This is a genomic window from Methylobacterium oxalidis, assembly GCF_007992195.1.
Taxonomy (GTDB): domain Bacteria; phylum Pseudomonadota; class Alphaproteobacteria; order Rhizobiales; family Beijerinckiaceae; genus Methylobacterium; species Methylobacterium oxalidis.
On the sequence record NZ_BJZU01000154.1, the window covers coordinates 1 to 15,884 of the forward strand.

Below are 15,884 nucleotides of genomic sequence, written 5' to 3' on the forward strand. Positions count from 1 at the left end.
CCCTTGGCACGCTTTTCGGTGGCTGGCGCATCGTTCACACGATGGGTTCGAAGATCACGCGGCTCAACCCGATGCAGGGCTTCTGCGCCGAGACAGGCGGAGCGATCACGTTGTTCACGGCGACTTGGCTCGGGATTCCGGTCTCCACGACGCACACCATCACCGGGGCGATCATCGGCGTTGGCGCCGCGCGCCGAACCTCGGCCGTGCGCTGGGGGATCGCCAGCAACATCGTGACCGCCTGGGTGCTGACGCTCCCGGCTGCCGCGCTGATCTCTGCGGCCTGCTACGCTCTGACAGGATTGCTCGGCTGACTGCTTGAGGTCATTTGAGGATCGTGCGGCGATGCCGCCGCACCTATCCGCCTGAATGAAATACGTGCAGCGATGCGTTGGAAGAGGCGCATGATCTCCGTCTGGAGGTGAGCCCATGGACGTTATCGTCAACCCGATCGGGGCGGCCGGCACCGAATGGAGCCTGTACGACCGTCTCGGACGCCATCTCGGCCTGATCCGCAAATCACAATGGCCAAACGAGCCCTTCACGATCGTTCCAGAACGAGGAAGTCGCCTCGACGGTATTGAAATCCTCTATCCTTCGCTGGACGGCGCCCTGGCGGCGATCGAGGTGCGACTCGGAGGCACATGTGAGCTTGTCGGCGGCTCAACCCGCTGATGTAACTGCTCTATCTCCTCGCAGGCGGCTTCGGCGCCGGTCTGCCACGAACGGTCTATGGTCAAACCAAAACTCGGTGTACGAGGGACGCGGAGAGAGGTGTTTCTGACCCCGAGCTCGCTGCTGCCTCGTGCAGGGCCAGATTTCGGCAAGGCGACGCCGACAAGCAGGCTGGCTTTCTCGTGGCGATGCTGCGGGCTTAGCTTCAGCCATTGGCATACGACTCGATGAGCCCGCTTTACCTTCATGCCGTAGGCTCGGCAGTACGCTCGGCGAGCATTGCCGGTCGAGGCTGCAGTGCGTATTTCGCCCAGCGTATACCGGAGGCAGAGAGGCGCACAAATTTCCACCTATCTTCGTTGTCATGAACGAGTTATCTTGAACCTACTCTTGATCGAGTTAACTGCGGCCCATCCGGAAAGTCCGGGTGGGTTTTTTGCGTTGCCATCATTCTTGTCGAGCTTGCTTCCGAGAACCCTCAGCGCGACCGTTGACGGGCATCAAGGCGGGCAAGAGAGGCCGGAGTGAGGGCGCCCTCCTACAGCCGCTTGGGCACGAGGAGATTGGTCCAACTGAGTACCGTTTCAAGTTTCAGAGCTACATCCGCAGCGCGAAAGCCGTTGAGCTAATCTCTGTCAAATAGTTCGACCCCGACTAGGCCGACTGTATCTAGGCGAGCAGCAGAAATGGTGTAGCCGATAAAAGGTTGGATGATAAGCGTGCCGAAGGGCGCGAGCCTGGGCCGAGTGCTTGTCCCTCAGGATAGGCTGAACTGAAGCATCAACAGAATGACCTGAAGGAGCGGCCTGCTTGCCTGAGTTGGCGCTTGGCGTAAGGAGCCTATGAGGATGCGCCGGATCCGGACCGCTCTCGCCTAGCGTGCCGAACTTTCGTCGGCTCCTCCCGCGTTGAGGTCAGCGCGGCAGCCTGCGTTGCTCATACCTTACCTGACAGAGGCGTCATAACCCGAGCGAGCCACTGAAAATGCCATGTTGCCGCTGCTGTGGCAGCGCATGCAAAATGGTGCGTCGCACAATGAAATTTATTTCGATGTCCCTTGACAGGCCGGCTCGCGCCGAAGATGTTGGCATACAAAATACGAGGGATTAAATCTCGTTGATACGCGTGCTCAAGCCTGCGCTTGGGCTCGAACGCAGCAGATCGCTTTGAGCAACGGCTTGTGAAAGGGCCGAGCTCGACTTGTGGTTGCCGTGAGCTTTGCTGGTCGGGCCGATTGGAACGCCGCTCTCGCCTCGCCTAACCATCGATTGGACTCGCATCAGGCAGCCTCAAGAAGTTGGGCCGTCAAAGAAATTTTGCTCCCCAGGGAGCGTCGGGAGGTGATCAATGAGTACGATTGGAGTGCCGTCTACTGAGCGTGTCAGTGACGGCTATCGCTGGATGCAACTCGTTCTTGGCGTCGTCTGCATGGTGATGATCGCCAACTTGCAATACGGCTGGACCTTCTTCGTTCCCGAAATTCAGAAGACGTTCGGCTTCGATCGAGCCGCGATCCAGTTTGCCTTCACGCTCTTCGTCCTGTTCGAGACATGGCTCGTGCCGATTGAGGGCTGGTTCGTCGACAAGTACGGACCGCTGGCCGTGGTTTTATTCGGCGGCGTGCTCTGCGGACTGGGCTGGGTGATCAACGCCTACGCGTCGACCCTCAACATGTTCTATCTCGGCCAGGTCATCGCTGGCCTCGGGGCTGGAGCCGTCTACGGAACCTGCGTGGGCAACGCTCTGAAGTGGTTTCCGGACAAGCGCGGTCTAGCAGCTGGTATCACAGCTGCCGGCTTCGGGGCTGGCTCGGCTCTCACCGTGGCACCCATCCAGTGGATGATCGCCGACAAGGGCTTCCAGGCTGCCTTCCTCTACTTCGGCATCGGGCAGGGGGTCGTTGTCGCTGCACTCGCCTTCTTCTTGGCCGCACCGAAGAAAGGTCAGGTCCCCGAGGTCGCGAATAATGCAGCCAACATCCAGTCGCGGCGTAACTACACGCCGGGCGAGGTCGTGCGTCAGCCGATCTTCTGGTTGATGTACTTTATGTTCGTCATCGTCGGCGCGGGCGGCCTGATGATCACCGCCAACTTGAAGCCGATTGCCGCCGACATCCATGTCGACAAGGTGCCGGTGACGATTCTCGGCGTCACTATGGTTGCCATCACGTTTGCGGCGACAATCGATCGTGTGCTCAACGGCCTGACCCGTCCCTTCTTCGGCTGGGTCTCGGACAAGATCGGACGCGAGAACACGATGTTCATCGCCTTCGCGATGGAGGGTGTCGGCATCTACATGCTGTACCTCTGGGGCCACGACCCGCTGTGGTTCGTCCTCCTGTCAGGCTTCGTGTTCTTCGCCTGGGGTGAGATCTACTCGCTGTTCCCCTCGACCTGCACCGACACGTTCGGCTCCAAGTTTGCCGCCACGAATGCCGGGCTGCTCTACACGGCCAAGGGAACGGCAGCCCTGCTCGTGCCGGTGGCGAACTACATGCAGCAGAGTTCGGGCAACTGGGACAACGTGTTCCTGGCTGCCGCCGGTGCCAACGTCCTGGCTTCGGTTCTGGCGATCGCGGTCCTCAAGCCCTGGCGCAAGCATGTTGTCGCCAATGCCCGAGCCGACGTGACTGCTCCTGCTGAGGCTGGCGTTGCTGTGGCTCGATAGGTCTCGAGCCGGCATCGGCCATTGCTGACTATAAACGGCGGGCTCGGACACTGTCCGGGCCCGTTCGGCTTTTCGCCAAGCTGCAATAGGCGCGCAGCTCCCTTCAAGACGGAGCAGTCAAGCTTCATCGATCTGGCTGGATGGCTCGAAACTATGGCGCTCAAGCGGGCCAATTCAGATCAGGAGAAATGTTCGTAGCCAGAAGCGAAAGAACACGAGGAGAGCGCGATGCATGTGCCAGCGGCGGCTCTGATTGAAGCCGCGGCCTTCACGCTCGGGTGTATCGCGATTCACAGGATGCGCCGGCACGCGCTGCGTCTGACAAAAATCTTGTTAGTGGCTTTGGTTGCAGTCGCCCTCGTGTGCATCACCGTGGAAGCCTTACTCAACCCAGGTGCCGAGGCTGATGAGTACGACATGTTATCCGCTTTGGAGAATGCCCGCTGATTGCGCCTACTAAGGCGGCAAATATCAGGAGCAGCGGTCATGTCATTCAGAAGTGGCGCGGCGGTATTGACTCTGGCGACGACGCCTGTTGCGCCCGCTTTGGCCTAAGCGTTTGGCTTTCCTGATCGCTCGGCTCAGGGCAGTAAAGGGAAGTAAAGGCGCAGGGAACCGGTTCCTCCCAGGGCAGCCAGACGACCAAGGTCCGCGCGCTCACCGATGTTTTCGGCCGATCCGGTGTCATCCTGCTGACTTCCGGCGACGCCAGCGATGTCACCGCCGCTCCGGCCGTGCTGGCCGAGGCGCCCGGCTGCATCTGCCACCTGAGCGCCGACAATGGCTACGACGCCGATTGGCTGCGGGCTGACCTGCGCGCGAAGAGCATTGCGCCCGCCATCCCGGGCACGCTCGATCGAAAGAAAGCGATCCGCCGCGACAAGCGGCGCTACCGTGAACGCTGGCGCATTGAGCCGATCGTCAACCGCCTCACGGACTTCGGCCGCAGCACCGGCCGCCACGACAAACTCGCCCGTAACTGCGGCTTAGGCGTCGCTCTGGCAGCCGTCATCGCTTCTTGGTGCTGATCGAGTCTAACTCTAACCCTGATGCGGGGATGAAAGATAACCTTCCGCCCGTTTTCCTAAGTGGGAGTGAGTAGAAAATTGGCTGCTCTTCACTGGCGGAGATCGAAAATGTTCGATCCGATCTGGCTCATTGCGTTCGCAATTGGCTGCCTTTTTGTCGACGTGGCTGGACGTTTCATCGCAACATTGACGCCAATTTTACTCGGATCCGCGCTTCTTTTAGCTGTGATCGTCATCACTTTGTTGCACCATCAAGCCCTGACGAGCATCTCGACGGATTTCACCCCTCATGAGATCGCTCTCTTCAGCATAGCAGCGGGACGATAGGAATGGCCTACCTGAGCAGGTCTTTATGAGCGGTCCGCTTCGATTGGGGCGGAAGGGGCAGCGCGACCGCGGCTCCAGACTGCTGGGCTATGTGTGCGGAACGCTGCGCCCCAAGACCGCCAAACTCTCAGGCGGCAGCGACTATTGGGCGACGGCAAGCTAAGTCGCTGGTTCTCTCAGTTTTCTTGGGTTTTGCGCTGCATTCTCATGCAGCGAGGACCACCGACGCCGCACCCGAACCATGAGGACGCGTGGAAGCCCGGCAGCGAATGGGTAGGCCAAGGGCGTCACGTCCTCACCAGACCGGTGCTCGGCGGAGCGCACCTAAGCGCGTCTAACAAGACCACCGTTCGATGAAGCGCCATAGGATGAGGGCTGCAGCCAGTGTCGTGAGGGCGAGATGGATTTCGCGCCGTCGCTCATAGCGGATGGTGAGGCGGCGGAACTGGGCAAACCAGGCCAGCGTCCGCTCGAGGACCCACCTGTGCCTCCTCAAACGGTGGCTGCTCTCAATGCCGCGGCAGGCGATGCGGTGCTGGATGCGACGGTGGGTGAAAGCCCGAAGACAGCGGCGCTGGTCGTAGGCCTTGTCGGCATACAGCCGGGCGGGGCGTTTGCGCGGCCGTCCCAGCACTGGCGGATGGGCGGGACGGCATCCACGACCGCCTCTGGCATCTGGCTGTCGTGCACGTTGGCCCCCGTTAGCTTCAGCGCGAGGGGGAGGTCCTTCGCATCGGTGAGGACGTGGCGCTTCGTGCCCGGCTTGCCCCGGTCGGTCGGATTCGGGCGCCCCTTTCGGCGGCGACCGAGGTGCTGTCGAGCGAGGCGCGGCTGAAGTCGATGCCGTTCTGGCGTCCGAGCTGGTCGAGCAGCGCCTGCTGCAGGCGGTCCCACACCCCCGGCCTTCTGCCAGTCGCGCAGGCGCCGCCTGCCCGTCATGCCCGAGCCGCAGCCCAGCTCCCGGGGCAGCAACTCCCAGGGCGCGCCCGAGCGCGAGCCAAGAACAGGATGCCCGTCAGCGCTGCGCGGTCGGACAGCCGCGGGCGGCCACCCTTTGGCTTGGGCGGCTCAGGCGGCAACAGCGGGGCGATCACCGCCCATAAGCCGTCGGGAAGGAGCGGTTTCGCCATCTCTCCTCAACGCGCCACAATCGGTTTCGTAAGAGGCTCGTGAAACTTCATATTCGGCGACTGTTTACCCGAGCAGGTAAACCACACGTCGGTGAACAGTTGGCGATCGGGCGTTTCGGCATCGGCCACGCGTTCGCGCAGGCTGTTGAGGAGCGCGCTCTCAACGCTCATGGGCTCCCCTTGCAGAGCAACTCACCATGGCAAGTGCCGCCTTAGGCAGGAGCCGCGAGGGCTGCGACAGACTGTCGCAAATCCGCTCTGGAAAAGCTCAGAAGCGTGCTGTCCACGGCAGATGTCCGCTAGGATAGCTTGCCGCGCTGTGCTTGCTAAGTTGCTGATTTTGTTGATGAAGTGATGGTGCCGCAAGAGGGATTCGAACCCCCGACCCCCTCATTACGAATGAGGTGCTCTACCAGCTGAGCTATTGCGGCCCGATCGGAGCGCCGGTTCGCGCGCCGTGATCGTCGGGAGGCTCATATCCGCCTGGCTCCCCCTTGGCAAGGCGGGCGGCGCCTCGCGTCGCGCGTCCGATGCAGGCGTGCCACGGCGGCGGCGATGCGCGCGGCCGGACTGCGCCCCGCGCTTGACGGGGCCGGGCGCAGCCGGGACTGTCGGGCGCAATTCTCGAACAGGCCCCCCATGTCCCTGATCGCGCGCCTTCGGGCCTACGCCTCCGACGCCTTCGGCGGAGCACCGGCCGTCGACGCGCCGGCCGACGAGGAGCATCTCGCCGCGACCGCCCTTCTCGTGCACGTCGCCCGCGCCGACGGGGTCCTCGCGGCGCCGGAGGCCGAGCGCCTGTCGCGGCTGGTGCGCGGCCGCTACGCGGACTCAGAGGAGGCCGCGCGCGCGCTGATCGCGCGGGCGACGGCCTTCGACGCGGAGACCCGCGACATCGCCATGCTGGTCGAGCTGATCGGGCGGGAAGGCGGCGAGGCGGAGCGGGTCCGGCTGCTCGCCATGGCCTGGTCGATCGCGGGGGCGGACGGGTCCGTGGACGAGTTCGAGGAGGCGCTGGTCTGGCGCCTCGGTTCGCTGCTCGGCCTCGCCGACGGCGCGATCACCCGGGCACGCGAGGAGGGGCTCGCGGGTCGCGAAGGCGCGGCGGCCGGCGCGTGAGGCGGTCCTCGCAGGCGGCGGAGCGTCGCGCATGATCGCGAGCCTCGCCCTCGTCCTGCTGGCGCAGCTCGCCGGCGAGGTTCTCGCCCGCAGCAGCGGGCTGCCCCTGCCGGGGCCGGTCATCGGCATGGTGCTGATGCTGCTCTTCCTCGTGCTGCGCGACCGCGGGCCCCGCGCTCTGCCGCGCCGCCTGCCGCGGCCGCTGACGGACGGCACGCTGGAGCAGACCGGGCGGGGGCTTCTCGCCAACCTGTCGTTGATGTTCGTTCCTGCCGGGGCCGGCATCGTCGGCCGGCTCGATGTGCTGGAGGCGCAGGCCGCCAAGCTCGCTCTCGTGCTGGTGCTGTCGACTCTCCTGGCGCTCGCCGCCACGGCCCTCACCTTCGTCGCGGTCGCGCGCTGGCTCGACCCGGGCCGGACGCCCGGCCCGCCGGAGAGCGCGCCGTGAGCGGCGAGTTCGCGGTCTGGGTCTATCTCTCCCGCACGCCGCTCCTGTGGCTGACGGTGACGCTGGTCTCCTACCTCGCCGCCGACCGGATCTCGGCGGCGACCGGTCGCAGCCCGCTGGCGAACCCGGTGCTGATCGCGGTGTCGCTGACCGCCGCCGTGCTGGCGCTCACGGGCACGCCCTACGCCGACTACTTCCAGGGCGCACAGTTCGTGCACTTCCTGCTCGGCCCGGCCACCGTGATGCTGGCCCTGCCGCTCTACGAGCACCGGGCGACCGTGATGCGCGCGCTCGTGCCGATGCTCGCGGCGCTGACCGTCGGCTGCGTCGTCGCGCTCGTCTCGGCGGTCGGGCTCGCGCTCCTCCTCGGCGTGCCGCGTCCCATCATCACAGCGCTCAGCCCGAAATCCATCACCTCCGGTGTCGCGATGGGCGTGTCCGAGACGCTCGGCGGCGACCCGACGCCCACGGCCGTCCTCGTGATGCTGACCGGGGTCACCGGCGCGATCCTCGTCACGCCCCTGATGAACGCGCTGCGGATCCGGGACATGCGGGCGCGCGGCTTCGCGGCGGGGCTCGCCGCTCACGGCGTCGGCACCGCCCGCGCCTTCCAGGTGAGCGAGGTCGCGGGGACTTTCGCCGGAATCGCGATGGGCCTCAACGCTCTGTTGACGGCGCTTCTGGTACCGCTGGTCCTGAGCCTCGTTCCCTGAGCGTCGCCGGCGGCCCCGCGCCGGCAAAGCGGTGAGCGGGCTCGCGAATTTCCGTTCCTGTGCTCTCGCGGCACTTGAAAACGGCCGGAGGCTCGAATGAACCTGCACGGGCAGCGCGGTGTACGGACGCGGACGGGGTTGATTCAGGCGTTTCAGATCTTCTTGGACCCCGCCGGGCCGAAAACCTGTCGATGCACCTTTTCGCGCCGCGGTTTCATGTGATCGGGCGCACCAACACACTCCGACACGTCCGGTAGCGGAGCGTTGAGCCGGCGCCGCGAGGCGTTCCATTCGAACCTGGTGCACGAACCGTGAAGACCGTCGCCGACATCAGGGCATTTCCGAAGGGGCCGGGCTTCGGCTTCGCGGATCTGCGCGAGATCACGGCCGAGTCGGACGGCACGATCCGGGTCGACGACGCGGCGCTCCTCTTCCGCGGCCACTACGTCCGGGACGGCTCCGACCTGATCGTCAGCGACGAGAGCCACCGTCTCGTCGTGCACGATTACTTCGAGGTCGGCCGCCGCCCGAAGCTCGTCGCGCCGGACGGCGCCACTCTCTCCGACGCGGTGATCGCCGCCCTCAGCCTGCCGCTCGGCGGCGAGCAGCACGCCCAGGCCGGCGCGCCGCAGGCCTCCGACGCCTCGCCCGCCATCGGCCGCGTGCAGACCGTGACGGGCACCGCCACGGTGGTGCGCAACGGCGTGACGGTGACGCTCCACGTCGGCGACCTCGTCTTCAAGGGGGACGTGGTCCAGACCGAGCGCGGCTCCTCGCTGGCGATCTCGTTCCTCGACGGCACCCTGTTCAGCCTCTCCGCCAGTGCGCGGATGCTCCTGAACGACATGGTCTACAAGGTGGACGGGGAGGGCAACTCGGCGCTGTTCAGCCTCGTGCAGGGCTCGATCACCTTCGTCGCCGGCAAGGTCGCCAAGACCGGCGACATGAAGGTCAGCACGCCCGTCGCCACGATGGGGATCCGCGGCACGGCGGTCTCCGTGCAGATCGACGCCGACAACGGCACCACCCGCCTCTCGGTGATGACCGAGCCGGACGGGCATACGGGCCGCTTCGAGGTCTACGATCGCGACGACCCGAGCCGCCTCCTGTTCACGGTCTCTGACCCCGGTCAGGCCTTCGTGGTGAGCCCGAACGGGCCGCTGCAGGTGAAGTTCGAGCAGTTTGCCAAGACCCCGGCCGATTTCCAGGCCGAGGCGGCGATCGTCCAGGCCCTCTTCAAAACCATCGCAGAGGCGCCGCGCCTTCCCGTCTTCCAGGGTCCCTCGACGGGCGGAGGCGGAGGCTCGAGCACCGAGCCGAACATCGTGCAGCCGGATTCCGGGCCGCCCGCCGGGTCGGGTACGCCGAACGGACCGAACGGCACGCCGCCCGTCGATCCGCTCTCCGGCACGGATTCCCGCGGCTCCGGCTCAGCGCCCCCGCAGACGCCGCTGACCGGGCCGAGCCTGCCGGGCGGCTCGACCGAGACCGACTCCCTCGTCCTGACACCCCACACCTTCACCGTGGTGCAGGGCAACGCCCTCGTAGCGGCCACGGTCGGCCAGGGCGTGCTCGGCGCGACGGCCGCGCTGATCGTCGCCGCCCGCGCCGGAGCTGAAGCCCCGATGGACGGCCTCTCGGGCGGCGCTGTGACGCTGCAGGGCCGCTACGGCACGCTGTGGCTGCGGGAGGACGGGACCTACGTTTACCGCGCCGACAAGGCCGCGGCGCTGGCCGAGGGCCAGCAGGGCGCCGACGTCTTCACCTACCGGGTGCAGGACAGGACCGGCGCTACGGCCACGACCACGCTCACCATGGACGTGACCGGCGTGAACGACGCGCCGGTCTCGGCAGGCCCGGTCGCCCTCGCAGCCGCGGGCGAGGATCAGGTCCACTTCATCTCCCGCGCCGACCTGCTGGCCGGTGCGAGCGACGTCGACGGCGATGCCCTGCAGGTGACGGGTCTGCGCGTCGGGAGCGGCGGCGGCACGATCGAGGATCTCGGCGACGGCCGCTTCGCCTACCGGCCCGCGCAGGACGAGAACGGACTTGTCACGCTCAGCTACACGATCACGGACGGGCACGGCGGCAGCGTTGCCCAGACGGTGCAGTTCGATGTCACGCCGGTCAACGATGCGCCCACGGTGTCCGGGCCAGCCCTGATCGGTTCGGTCCTCGAGGACACGGCGCGCATCCTTCGCCTGGACGACCTCCTCGCGGGCGCGCGCGATGCGGACGGCGATCCGCTGGCTGTCACCGACCTGATCGTTGCCGATGGCGGCGGCACGATCGAGGATCTCGGTGACGGCCGCTTCGCCTACCGGCCCGCGCAGGACGCGAACGGGCCCGTGACGCTCGCCTACGCCGTCGCGGACGGACACGGCGGCAGTGTCGCGCAGACCGCGCAACTCACGCTCACCCCCGTCAACGACGCTCCGGTGATCCGCGCCGACGCGACCGGTGCGAGCGCCGCCGTGACGGAGCTGCGGCCCAACGCGCCCGGCGCCGGCACCGTCCTCCACACCCGCACGGGCACGATCGCCTTCGCCGATCCCGATGCGGGAGACGTGCACGCCGTCACGCTGACGCCGGACCACGCCGGCTATCTCGGCAGCCTCGCGCTCGGCTCGGTCGACGAAGTATCGGGCACGGTCGGCTGGACCTTCACCGTGGCGGACGGCGCCCTCGACTTCCTGGATGAGGGGGAAACCCGGCTGCAGACCTACACGGTCCTGATAGGGGACGGGCACGGCGGATCGGTCAGCCAGACCATCACGGTCACCCTCACGGGCTCGCGCGAGGGGCCGGTTGCCGTCGACGATCCGGACCTGCGCCCGAGCCTCCTGACAAACAGCGGTTTCGGTGCTGCACCGGACTTTGCCGGCTGGACCACCTCGACGGCGAATTCCGGAAACTTTCTTCCCGGCTTCTACTCGCCTCAGGTCTTCGTCGATCGCACAGGCACCCACCTTTCCGGGGCGGATGCCGCCGCCGTCCTCGCCTTCGCCGGAACGATCAACACAGCGGGAGGGACGGCCTGGGGACCGTCGATCCGCAGTGCAACCTTCACGGCTGAGGCCGGCGACGAGATCAAATTCGACTGGCAGTTGTCGAGCGGCGAGGACCATGCCCGCGGCCGGGGATACCTGCGCGACGCGTCGAACGGGCAGATCGTCGCAACGGTCCTGGAAGAGAACAGCAACGTCTCCGGCACGACCGGTCTTCAGACGAAGACGTTCGTCTTGCCGGCTGCCGGTAGCTACTACATCGAGTTCCAAGTCGGCTCGTACGACTCGACGTTCGGCCAAGTCGTCGGCGCAGAGCTGGTCATCGACTACGCGGGCGTCGTGCCGCGCATCCGCGAGGACAAGCCCCTGGTCATCCAAGCGGCCGACCTGCTCGCGAACGACGGCGATCCGAGCGGCCTGCCGATCCACCTCGTCTCGGTGGCCGGCACGAGCGCGCAGGGCGGCTCGGTCAGGCTGAACCCAGACGGCAGCATCACCTATGATCCGGGCACCGCCCACTTCCACCTCGGTCAGGGCGAGACGGCGACGGATTCCTTCGTCTACACCATCGCCAACAGCGCCGGCGACACGGCCACCACCACCGCCTCCTTCACGGTGACGGGCGTCAACGACGCCCCGACGGGCGGCAACGACCACATCCTCGGCACGTCGGACACGCTGCTGTTCGTCCCGAAGAGCGCGCTCCTCTTCAACGACTCCGATCCGGATTTGGGCGACAGGCTCAGCGTCGCGGGCGTCACCGGCGCGCCCCTGTCCGCGGCCGGCGACGGCGTCCTCCTCACCGGCACGGGCAACGGCGAGCACGTCTCCTACACGCTCCGGGACGAGCACGGGGCCCAGGCGGTGCAGGCCGTCGTGAACCGGTCGGCCTCGACCGATCTCGTCGGCACGGCGAACGACGAGATCCTGGTCGCGGCGGAGACCACGGAGAGCCTGACGGGCGGCGGCGGCCGCGACGTCTTCGTCTTCGCGAGCGCCGCGGCCTCGCATCGGATCACCGACTTCGCCGCCGGCGCCGCGGGCGACGCGATCGACCTCACGGGCCTGTTCGGCTCGGACGTGGTCCACGAGAACCTCGGCGCCTTCGCCCGCATCGTCGCGACGGACGGTCATCTGGCGCTGCAGGTCGGCGACGGCTCGGGCACGTCCTGGCACACGCTCGCGGATCTCCCGAACCTTCCCGCGGACTCGGCCGCCGAGGTCACGCTGATCTGGACGGACCACCTCGCGCGCCTGACCACGCAGGTCCCGCTGGTGTGAGACCGGCCGGCCGAACGGGCGCGCCGGCCGCCCTCGCTCGCGCGCCGGGGCCGCGGCGAGGGCTCGCCGCCCGCATCGGCCTCGACCGCATCATCGCGACGGGCGTCCTCGTCCTCTTCGTGCTCCTGCGCCTGTGGGACCCGCCGCTCGTCGAGACCCTGAGGCTGCGGACCTTCGACACCTTCCAGATCCTCCGGCCGCGGCCGGTCACGCTGCGGCCCGTCGCCATCGTCGACATCGACGAGGACAGCATACGCGCCCTCGGCCAGTGGCCGTGGGCACGGACCCGGGTCGCCGATCTCGTCCGCCGCCTGAGCGAGGCCGGCGCGGCGGCGATCGCCTTCGACGCCGTCTTCCCCGAGCCGGACCGCCTGTCGCCCGCCCTCGTCGCGGAGAGCGTCGCCGGGCTCGATCCGGAGAGCCGCGAGCGCCTCGCGCGGCTCCCGAGCAACGACCGGATCTTCGCCGAGGCGGTCGCCGGCGGGCGGGTCATCCTCGGGCAGACCGCCCTGGCGCAGCCCTCGGGCAACGACGCGGCCCTGCCGGAGACCGGCTTCGCGCAGCTCGGGCCCGACGCTTCCGCTCACATCGCGCACTTCCCCGGCCTCCTGCGCAACGTGCCCGAGCTGGAGCGGGCCGCCGCCGGCCGCGGGCTCTTCACCATCGTGCCGGAGCGCGACGGCATCGTCCGGCGCGTGCCCCTCGTCCTCGTCGCCGAGGGGCGGATGGTGCCGGCCCTGTCGCTGGAGATCCTGCGCGTGCTCACCGGCAGCGGCGCCGTGATGCTGCGCAGCGACGAGGCGGGGGTGAGCGGCGCGGCTCTCCCGGGCTTCGAGGTTCCTACCGACGCGAGCGGCGCCGTCTGGCTCCACTTCAACCACCACGATCCGGCCCGCTTCATCCCGGCGCGCGCCGTGCTCGACGGCAGCTTCGACTGGGAGCGCGTGGCGCAGAAGATCGTCCTGATCGGCACCTCGGCGATCGGGCTCCTCGACAACAAGACGACGCCGGTCGACCGCACGATCCCCGGCGTCGAGGTTCACGCGCAGGTGCTGGAGAGCGTGCTCACGCGCGCGACGCTGTCCTATCCGAGCTACGCGGTGGTGGTGGAGGTGCTGCTGGCGGTGGCGGTCTCGGCCGGAATCATCGCCTTCGCGCCGGTGCTCGGAGCGGCGTGGCTGCTCCTGCTCGGGGCCGTGGTCGCGGTGTTCATCGCCGCGATCTCGTGGTTCCGCTTCACCGAGCTCGGCATCCTGCTCGACCCGACCTTCCCGCTCGGGGCGAGCCTCGGCGTCTACGCTGTGCTGGTCTTCACCAACTACACCCGCGAGCAGGTGGGCCGGCAGCGCATCCGCTCGGCCTTCAGCCAGTACCTCTCGCCCGCCCTCGTGGACGAGCTCGCCGCCTCGCCGGAGAAGCTGCGCCTCGGCGGCGAGGAGCGGTGCCTCACCATCATGTTCAGCGACGTGCGCGGCTTCACGTCGATCTCGGAATTCTACCGCGCGGACCCGGCCGGCCTCACGGCCCTGATGAACCGCTTCCTGACGCCGCTCACCGACGCGATCATCGGGCGCCGGGGCACCATCGACAAGTACATGGGCGACGCCATCATGGCGTTCTGGAACGCGCCCCTCGACGATCCGGACCAGGAGGCCAACGCCTGCGCGGCGGCGCTCGAGATGATCGCCCGGATGAACGCGCTCAACGTGGTGCGGCGGGGAGAGGCCGAGGCGGGCGGCTTCCCCGTTTTGCCCCTCGAGGTCGGCATCGGCATCAACACGGGGCAGTGCGTCGTCGGCAACATGGGCTCGGCCCAGCGCTTCGACTACTCGGTCCTCGGCGACACGGTGAACCTCGCCTCGCGGCTCGAGGGCCAATCGAAGACCTACGGCGTCCGGATCATCCTCGGCGACGCCACCGCCGCGGCCGTGGCGGACCGCTTCGCCCTCCTCGAGATCGACCGCATCCGGGTGAAGGGCAAGGCGCTGCCGGAGACGATCTCGGCGCTGCTCGGCGGCGAGGTGCTTCGCGCCTCCGAGACCTTCCGGAAGCTCGCCGCAGCCCATGCCGGCCTGCTTGCGGCCTATCGCGGACGCGACTGGCACGAGGCGCGCCGCCGCATAGAGACCTGCCGGGTCCTCGGCGCGGATCACCGCCTCGGGGCGCTCTACGACCTCTACGCGTCCCGGGTCGCGGGGTTCGAGCGCGAGCCGCCGCCGGAGGACTGGACGGGGGTCCACGTCGCCGAGACCAAGTAGGGGAGGGGCTGGGCGATCGTCCAGGGATATTATGAACCTTGCGTCACGGGATCACAGGATCAGGTGCGCTCCAGGCGATCGGCCACCTCCTCGGCCAGCGACAGGCTCGAGGTCAGGCCGGGGCTCTCGATACCGAACAGGTGGACGAGGCCCGGGAGGCCGTGCTCCTCCGGGCCGTCGATGCGGAAATCGGCCGCCGGCTCGCCCGGTCCGGTGAGTTTCGGGCGGACGCCCGCGTAGTCGGGCGCGAGGCTGCCGTCCGGCAGGGCCGGCCAGTAGCGGCGGATCGCGCCGTAGAACGCGTCGGCCCGCGCCGGATCGACGGTGTAGTCGATGCGCTCCGTCCACTCGACGTCCGGCCCGAACCGCATCCGGCCCGCGAGATCGAGGGTGAGATGGATGCCGAGGCCGCCCTCGACGGGGGCCGGGTAGATCAGGTGCCGGAAGGCGGGCTTGCCCGCGAAGGAGAAGTAGCTTCCCTTCGCCAGGACGAGGCGGGGCACGCGGGCCTGCTCGTAACCTTGCGTGCGTGCGGCAAGCGCCGGCGCACCGAAGCTCGCCGCGTTGACGACGGCGTCGAACGTCATCTCGCCCGGCTCCGCGCCGCCGACGAGCGCGACCCAGCCGTCGCCGTCGCGCCGAAGGCCCTCGACCGGCGTTCGGAAGGCCAGGGCGCCGCCCCGCGCCTCGATGTCGCCCTGGAGGGCGAGCATGAGGGCGTGGCTGTCGATGATGCCGGTCTCCGGCGACAGGAGGGCGCGCGTGCAGGCGAGGTTCGGCTCGAATGCCCGCGCCTCGTCCCCCGACAGCAGGCGCAGGCCCTCGACGCCGTTCGCACGCGCCCGCTCGAAGATCGCCGCGATGGCGGGCTCCTCGGCCTCGCACGTCGCCACCACGAGCTTGCCGACCCGTGCATGGGGCACGCCGTGGCTCTCGCAGTAGGCGTAGAGACGCCGCCGTCCCTCGACGCAGTGGCGCGCGCGCAGGGAGCCCCGCGGATAGTAGAGGCCGGCGTGGATCACCTCGGAATTGCGCGAGGAGATGCCCGTCCCGATCCCGTCGCCGGCCTCGGCCACGACGACCTCGTGGCCCCGCTCGGCCAGGGCGCGGGCGGCGGCGAGCCCGACGAGGCCGGCACCGACGACGAGGATGGAGGAGCGCGCGCGGATCATGCGCGAGCATACCGCCCGGAGGTGGGCTCGGCAGCGGGGGCTCGCGGCCCCCGCGCGG

13 protein-coding genes, 1 tRNA gene and 2 pseudogenes are annotated in these 15,884 nt (G+C 67.9%); 11 read left to right on the forward strand and 5 right to left on the reverse strand.

The window, feature by feature from the left end:
- Together MOX02_RS26955 and MOX02_RS26960 are read left to right on the forward strand one after the other, a co-directional pair.
- A partial coding sequence (locus tag MOX02_RS26955; protein ID WP_147028887.1) for an inorganic phosphate transporter occupies positions 1-314 on the forward strand: 314 nt, incomplete at its 5' end.
- 115 nt (positions 315-429) lie between these two features.
- Positions 430-675: a hypothetical protein gene (locus MOX02_RS26960; protein ID WP_147028888.1), complete on the forward strand. Its 246-nt coding sequence runs from the start codon at positions 430-432 to the stop codon at positions 673-675.
- Here MOX02_RS26960 and MOX02_RS33030 read toward each other — a convergent pair.
- Positions 591-1,025, reverse strand: coding sequence for a Rap1a/Tai family immunity protein (locus MOX02_RS33030; protein WP_373866789.1), 435 nt, complete (start codon positions 1,023-1,025; stop codon positions 591-593). The two genes, MOX02_RS26960 and MOX02_RS33030, sit on opposite strands and share 85 nt — an antisense overlap.
- A gap of 997 nt (positions 1,026-2,022) precedes the next feature.
- Here MOX02_RS33030 and oxlT point away from each other — a divergent pair.
- The 4 genes and pseudogenes from oxlT (at position 2,023) to MOX02_RS26980 (ending at position 4,697) form a co-directional block, all read left to right on the forward strand.
- A complete protein-coding gene (gene oxlT, locus MOX02_RS26965) occupies positions 2,023-3,342 on the forward strand; it encodes an oxalate/formate MFS antiporter (RefSeq protein ID WP_147028889.1) in 1,320 nt (439 codons plus the stop codon).
- A 228-nt stretch (positions 3,343-3,570) separates the two neighbouring features.
- On the forward strand, positions 3,571-3,789 hold the full coding sequence (locus MOX02_RS26970; RefSeq protein WP_147028890.1) for a hypothetical protein: 219 nt from the start codon (positions 3,571-3,573) through the stop codon (positions 3,787-3,789).
- A 126-nt stretch (positions 3,790-3,915) separates the two neighbouring features.
- Positions 3,916-4,370, forward strand: a pseudogene (locus MOX02_RS26975) (transposase); the annotation flags it as partial.
- A gap of 108 nt (positions 4,371-4,478) precedes the next feature.
- On the forward strand, positions 4,479-4,697 hold the full coding sequence (locus tag MOX02_RS26980; RefSeq protein WP_147028892.1) for a hypothetical protein: 219 nt from the start codon (positions 4,479-4,481) through the stop codon (positions 4,695-4,697).
- A gap of 334 nt (positions 4,698-5,031) precedes the next feature.
- On the opposite strand, the pseudogene MOX02_RS26985 reads toward MOX02_RS26980, so the two are convergent.
- The 3 genes and pseudogenes from MOX02_RS26985 to MOX02_RS26990 form a co-directional block, all read right to left on the reverse strand.
- Positions 5,032-5,827, reverse strand: a pseudogene (locus MOX02_RS26985) (IS5 family transposase).
- Positions 5,828-5,833: 6 nt separating this feature from the next.
- Positions 5,834-5,998, reverse strand: coding sequence for a hypothetical protein (locus MOX02_RS31610; protein ID WP_170268012.1), 165 nt, complete (start codon positions 5,996-5,998; stop codon positions 5,834-5,836).
- A gap of 184 nt (positions 5,999-6,182) precedes the next feature.
- Positions 6,183-6,258 (reverse strand) — tRNA-Thr (locus MOX02_RS26990).
- 208 nt (positions 6,259-6,466) lie between these two features.
- Between MOX02_RS26990 and MOX02_RS26995 the strand changes: the two genes are divergently transcribed.
- The 5 genes from MOX02_RS26995 (at position 6,467) to MOX02_RS27015 (ending at position 14,654) form a co-directional block, all read left to right on the forward strand.
- A complete protein-coding gene (locus MOX02_RS26995) occupies positions 6,467-6,946 on the forward strand; it encodes a tellurite resistance TerB family protein (RefSeq protein ID WP_147028893.1) in 480 nt (159 codons plus the stop codon).
- A gap of 31 nt (positions 6,947-6,977) precedes the next feature.
- On the forward strand, positions 6,978-7,394 hold the full coding sequence (locus MOX02_RS27000; RefSeq protein ID WP_147028894.1) for a CidA/LrgA family protein: 417 nt from the start codon (positions 6,978-6,980) through the stop codon (positions 7,392-7,394).
- A complete protein-coding gene (locus MOX02_RS27005) occupies positions 7,391-8,107 on the forward strand; it encodes an LrgB family protein (protein WP_147028895.1) in 717 nt (238 codons plus the stop codon). The genes MOX02_RS27000 and MOX02_RS27005 overlap by 4 nt, the downstream gene beginning before the upstream one ends.
- 311 nt (positions 8,108-8,418) lie before the next feature.
- Positions 8,419-12,396: a tandem-95 repeat protein gene (locus MOX02_RS27010; protein ID WP_147028896.1), complete on the forward strand. Its 3,978-nt coding sequence runs from the start codon at positions 8,419-8,421 to the stop codon at positions 12,394-12,396.
- On the forward strand, positions 12,393-14,654 hold the full coding sequence (locus MOX02_RS27015) for a CHASE2 domain-containing protein (RefSeq protein WP_147028897.1): 2,262 nt from the start codon (positions 12,393-12,395) through the stop codon (positions 14,652-14,654). The genes MOX02_RS27010 and MOX02_RS27015 overlap by 4 nt, the downstream gene beginning before the upstream one ends.
- 59 nt (positions 14,655-14,713) lie before the next feature.
- Here the strand turns inward: MOX02_RS27015 and MOX02_RS27020 are convergent, their stop codons facing one another.
- A complete protein-coding gene (locus tag MOX02_RS27020; RefSeq protein WP_147028898.1) occupies positions 14,714-15,826 on the reverse strand; it encodes an NAD(P)/FAD-dependent oxidoreductase in 1,113 nt (370 codons plus the stop codon).
- Positions 15,827-15,884 lie beyond the last annotated feature (58 nt).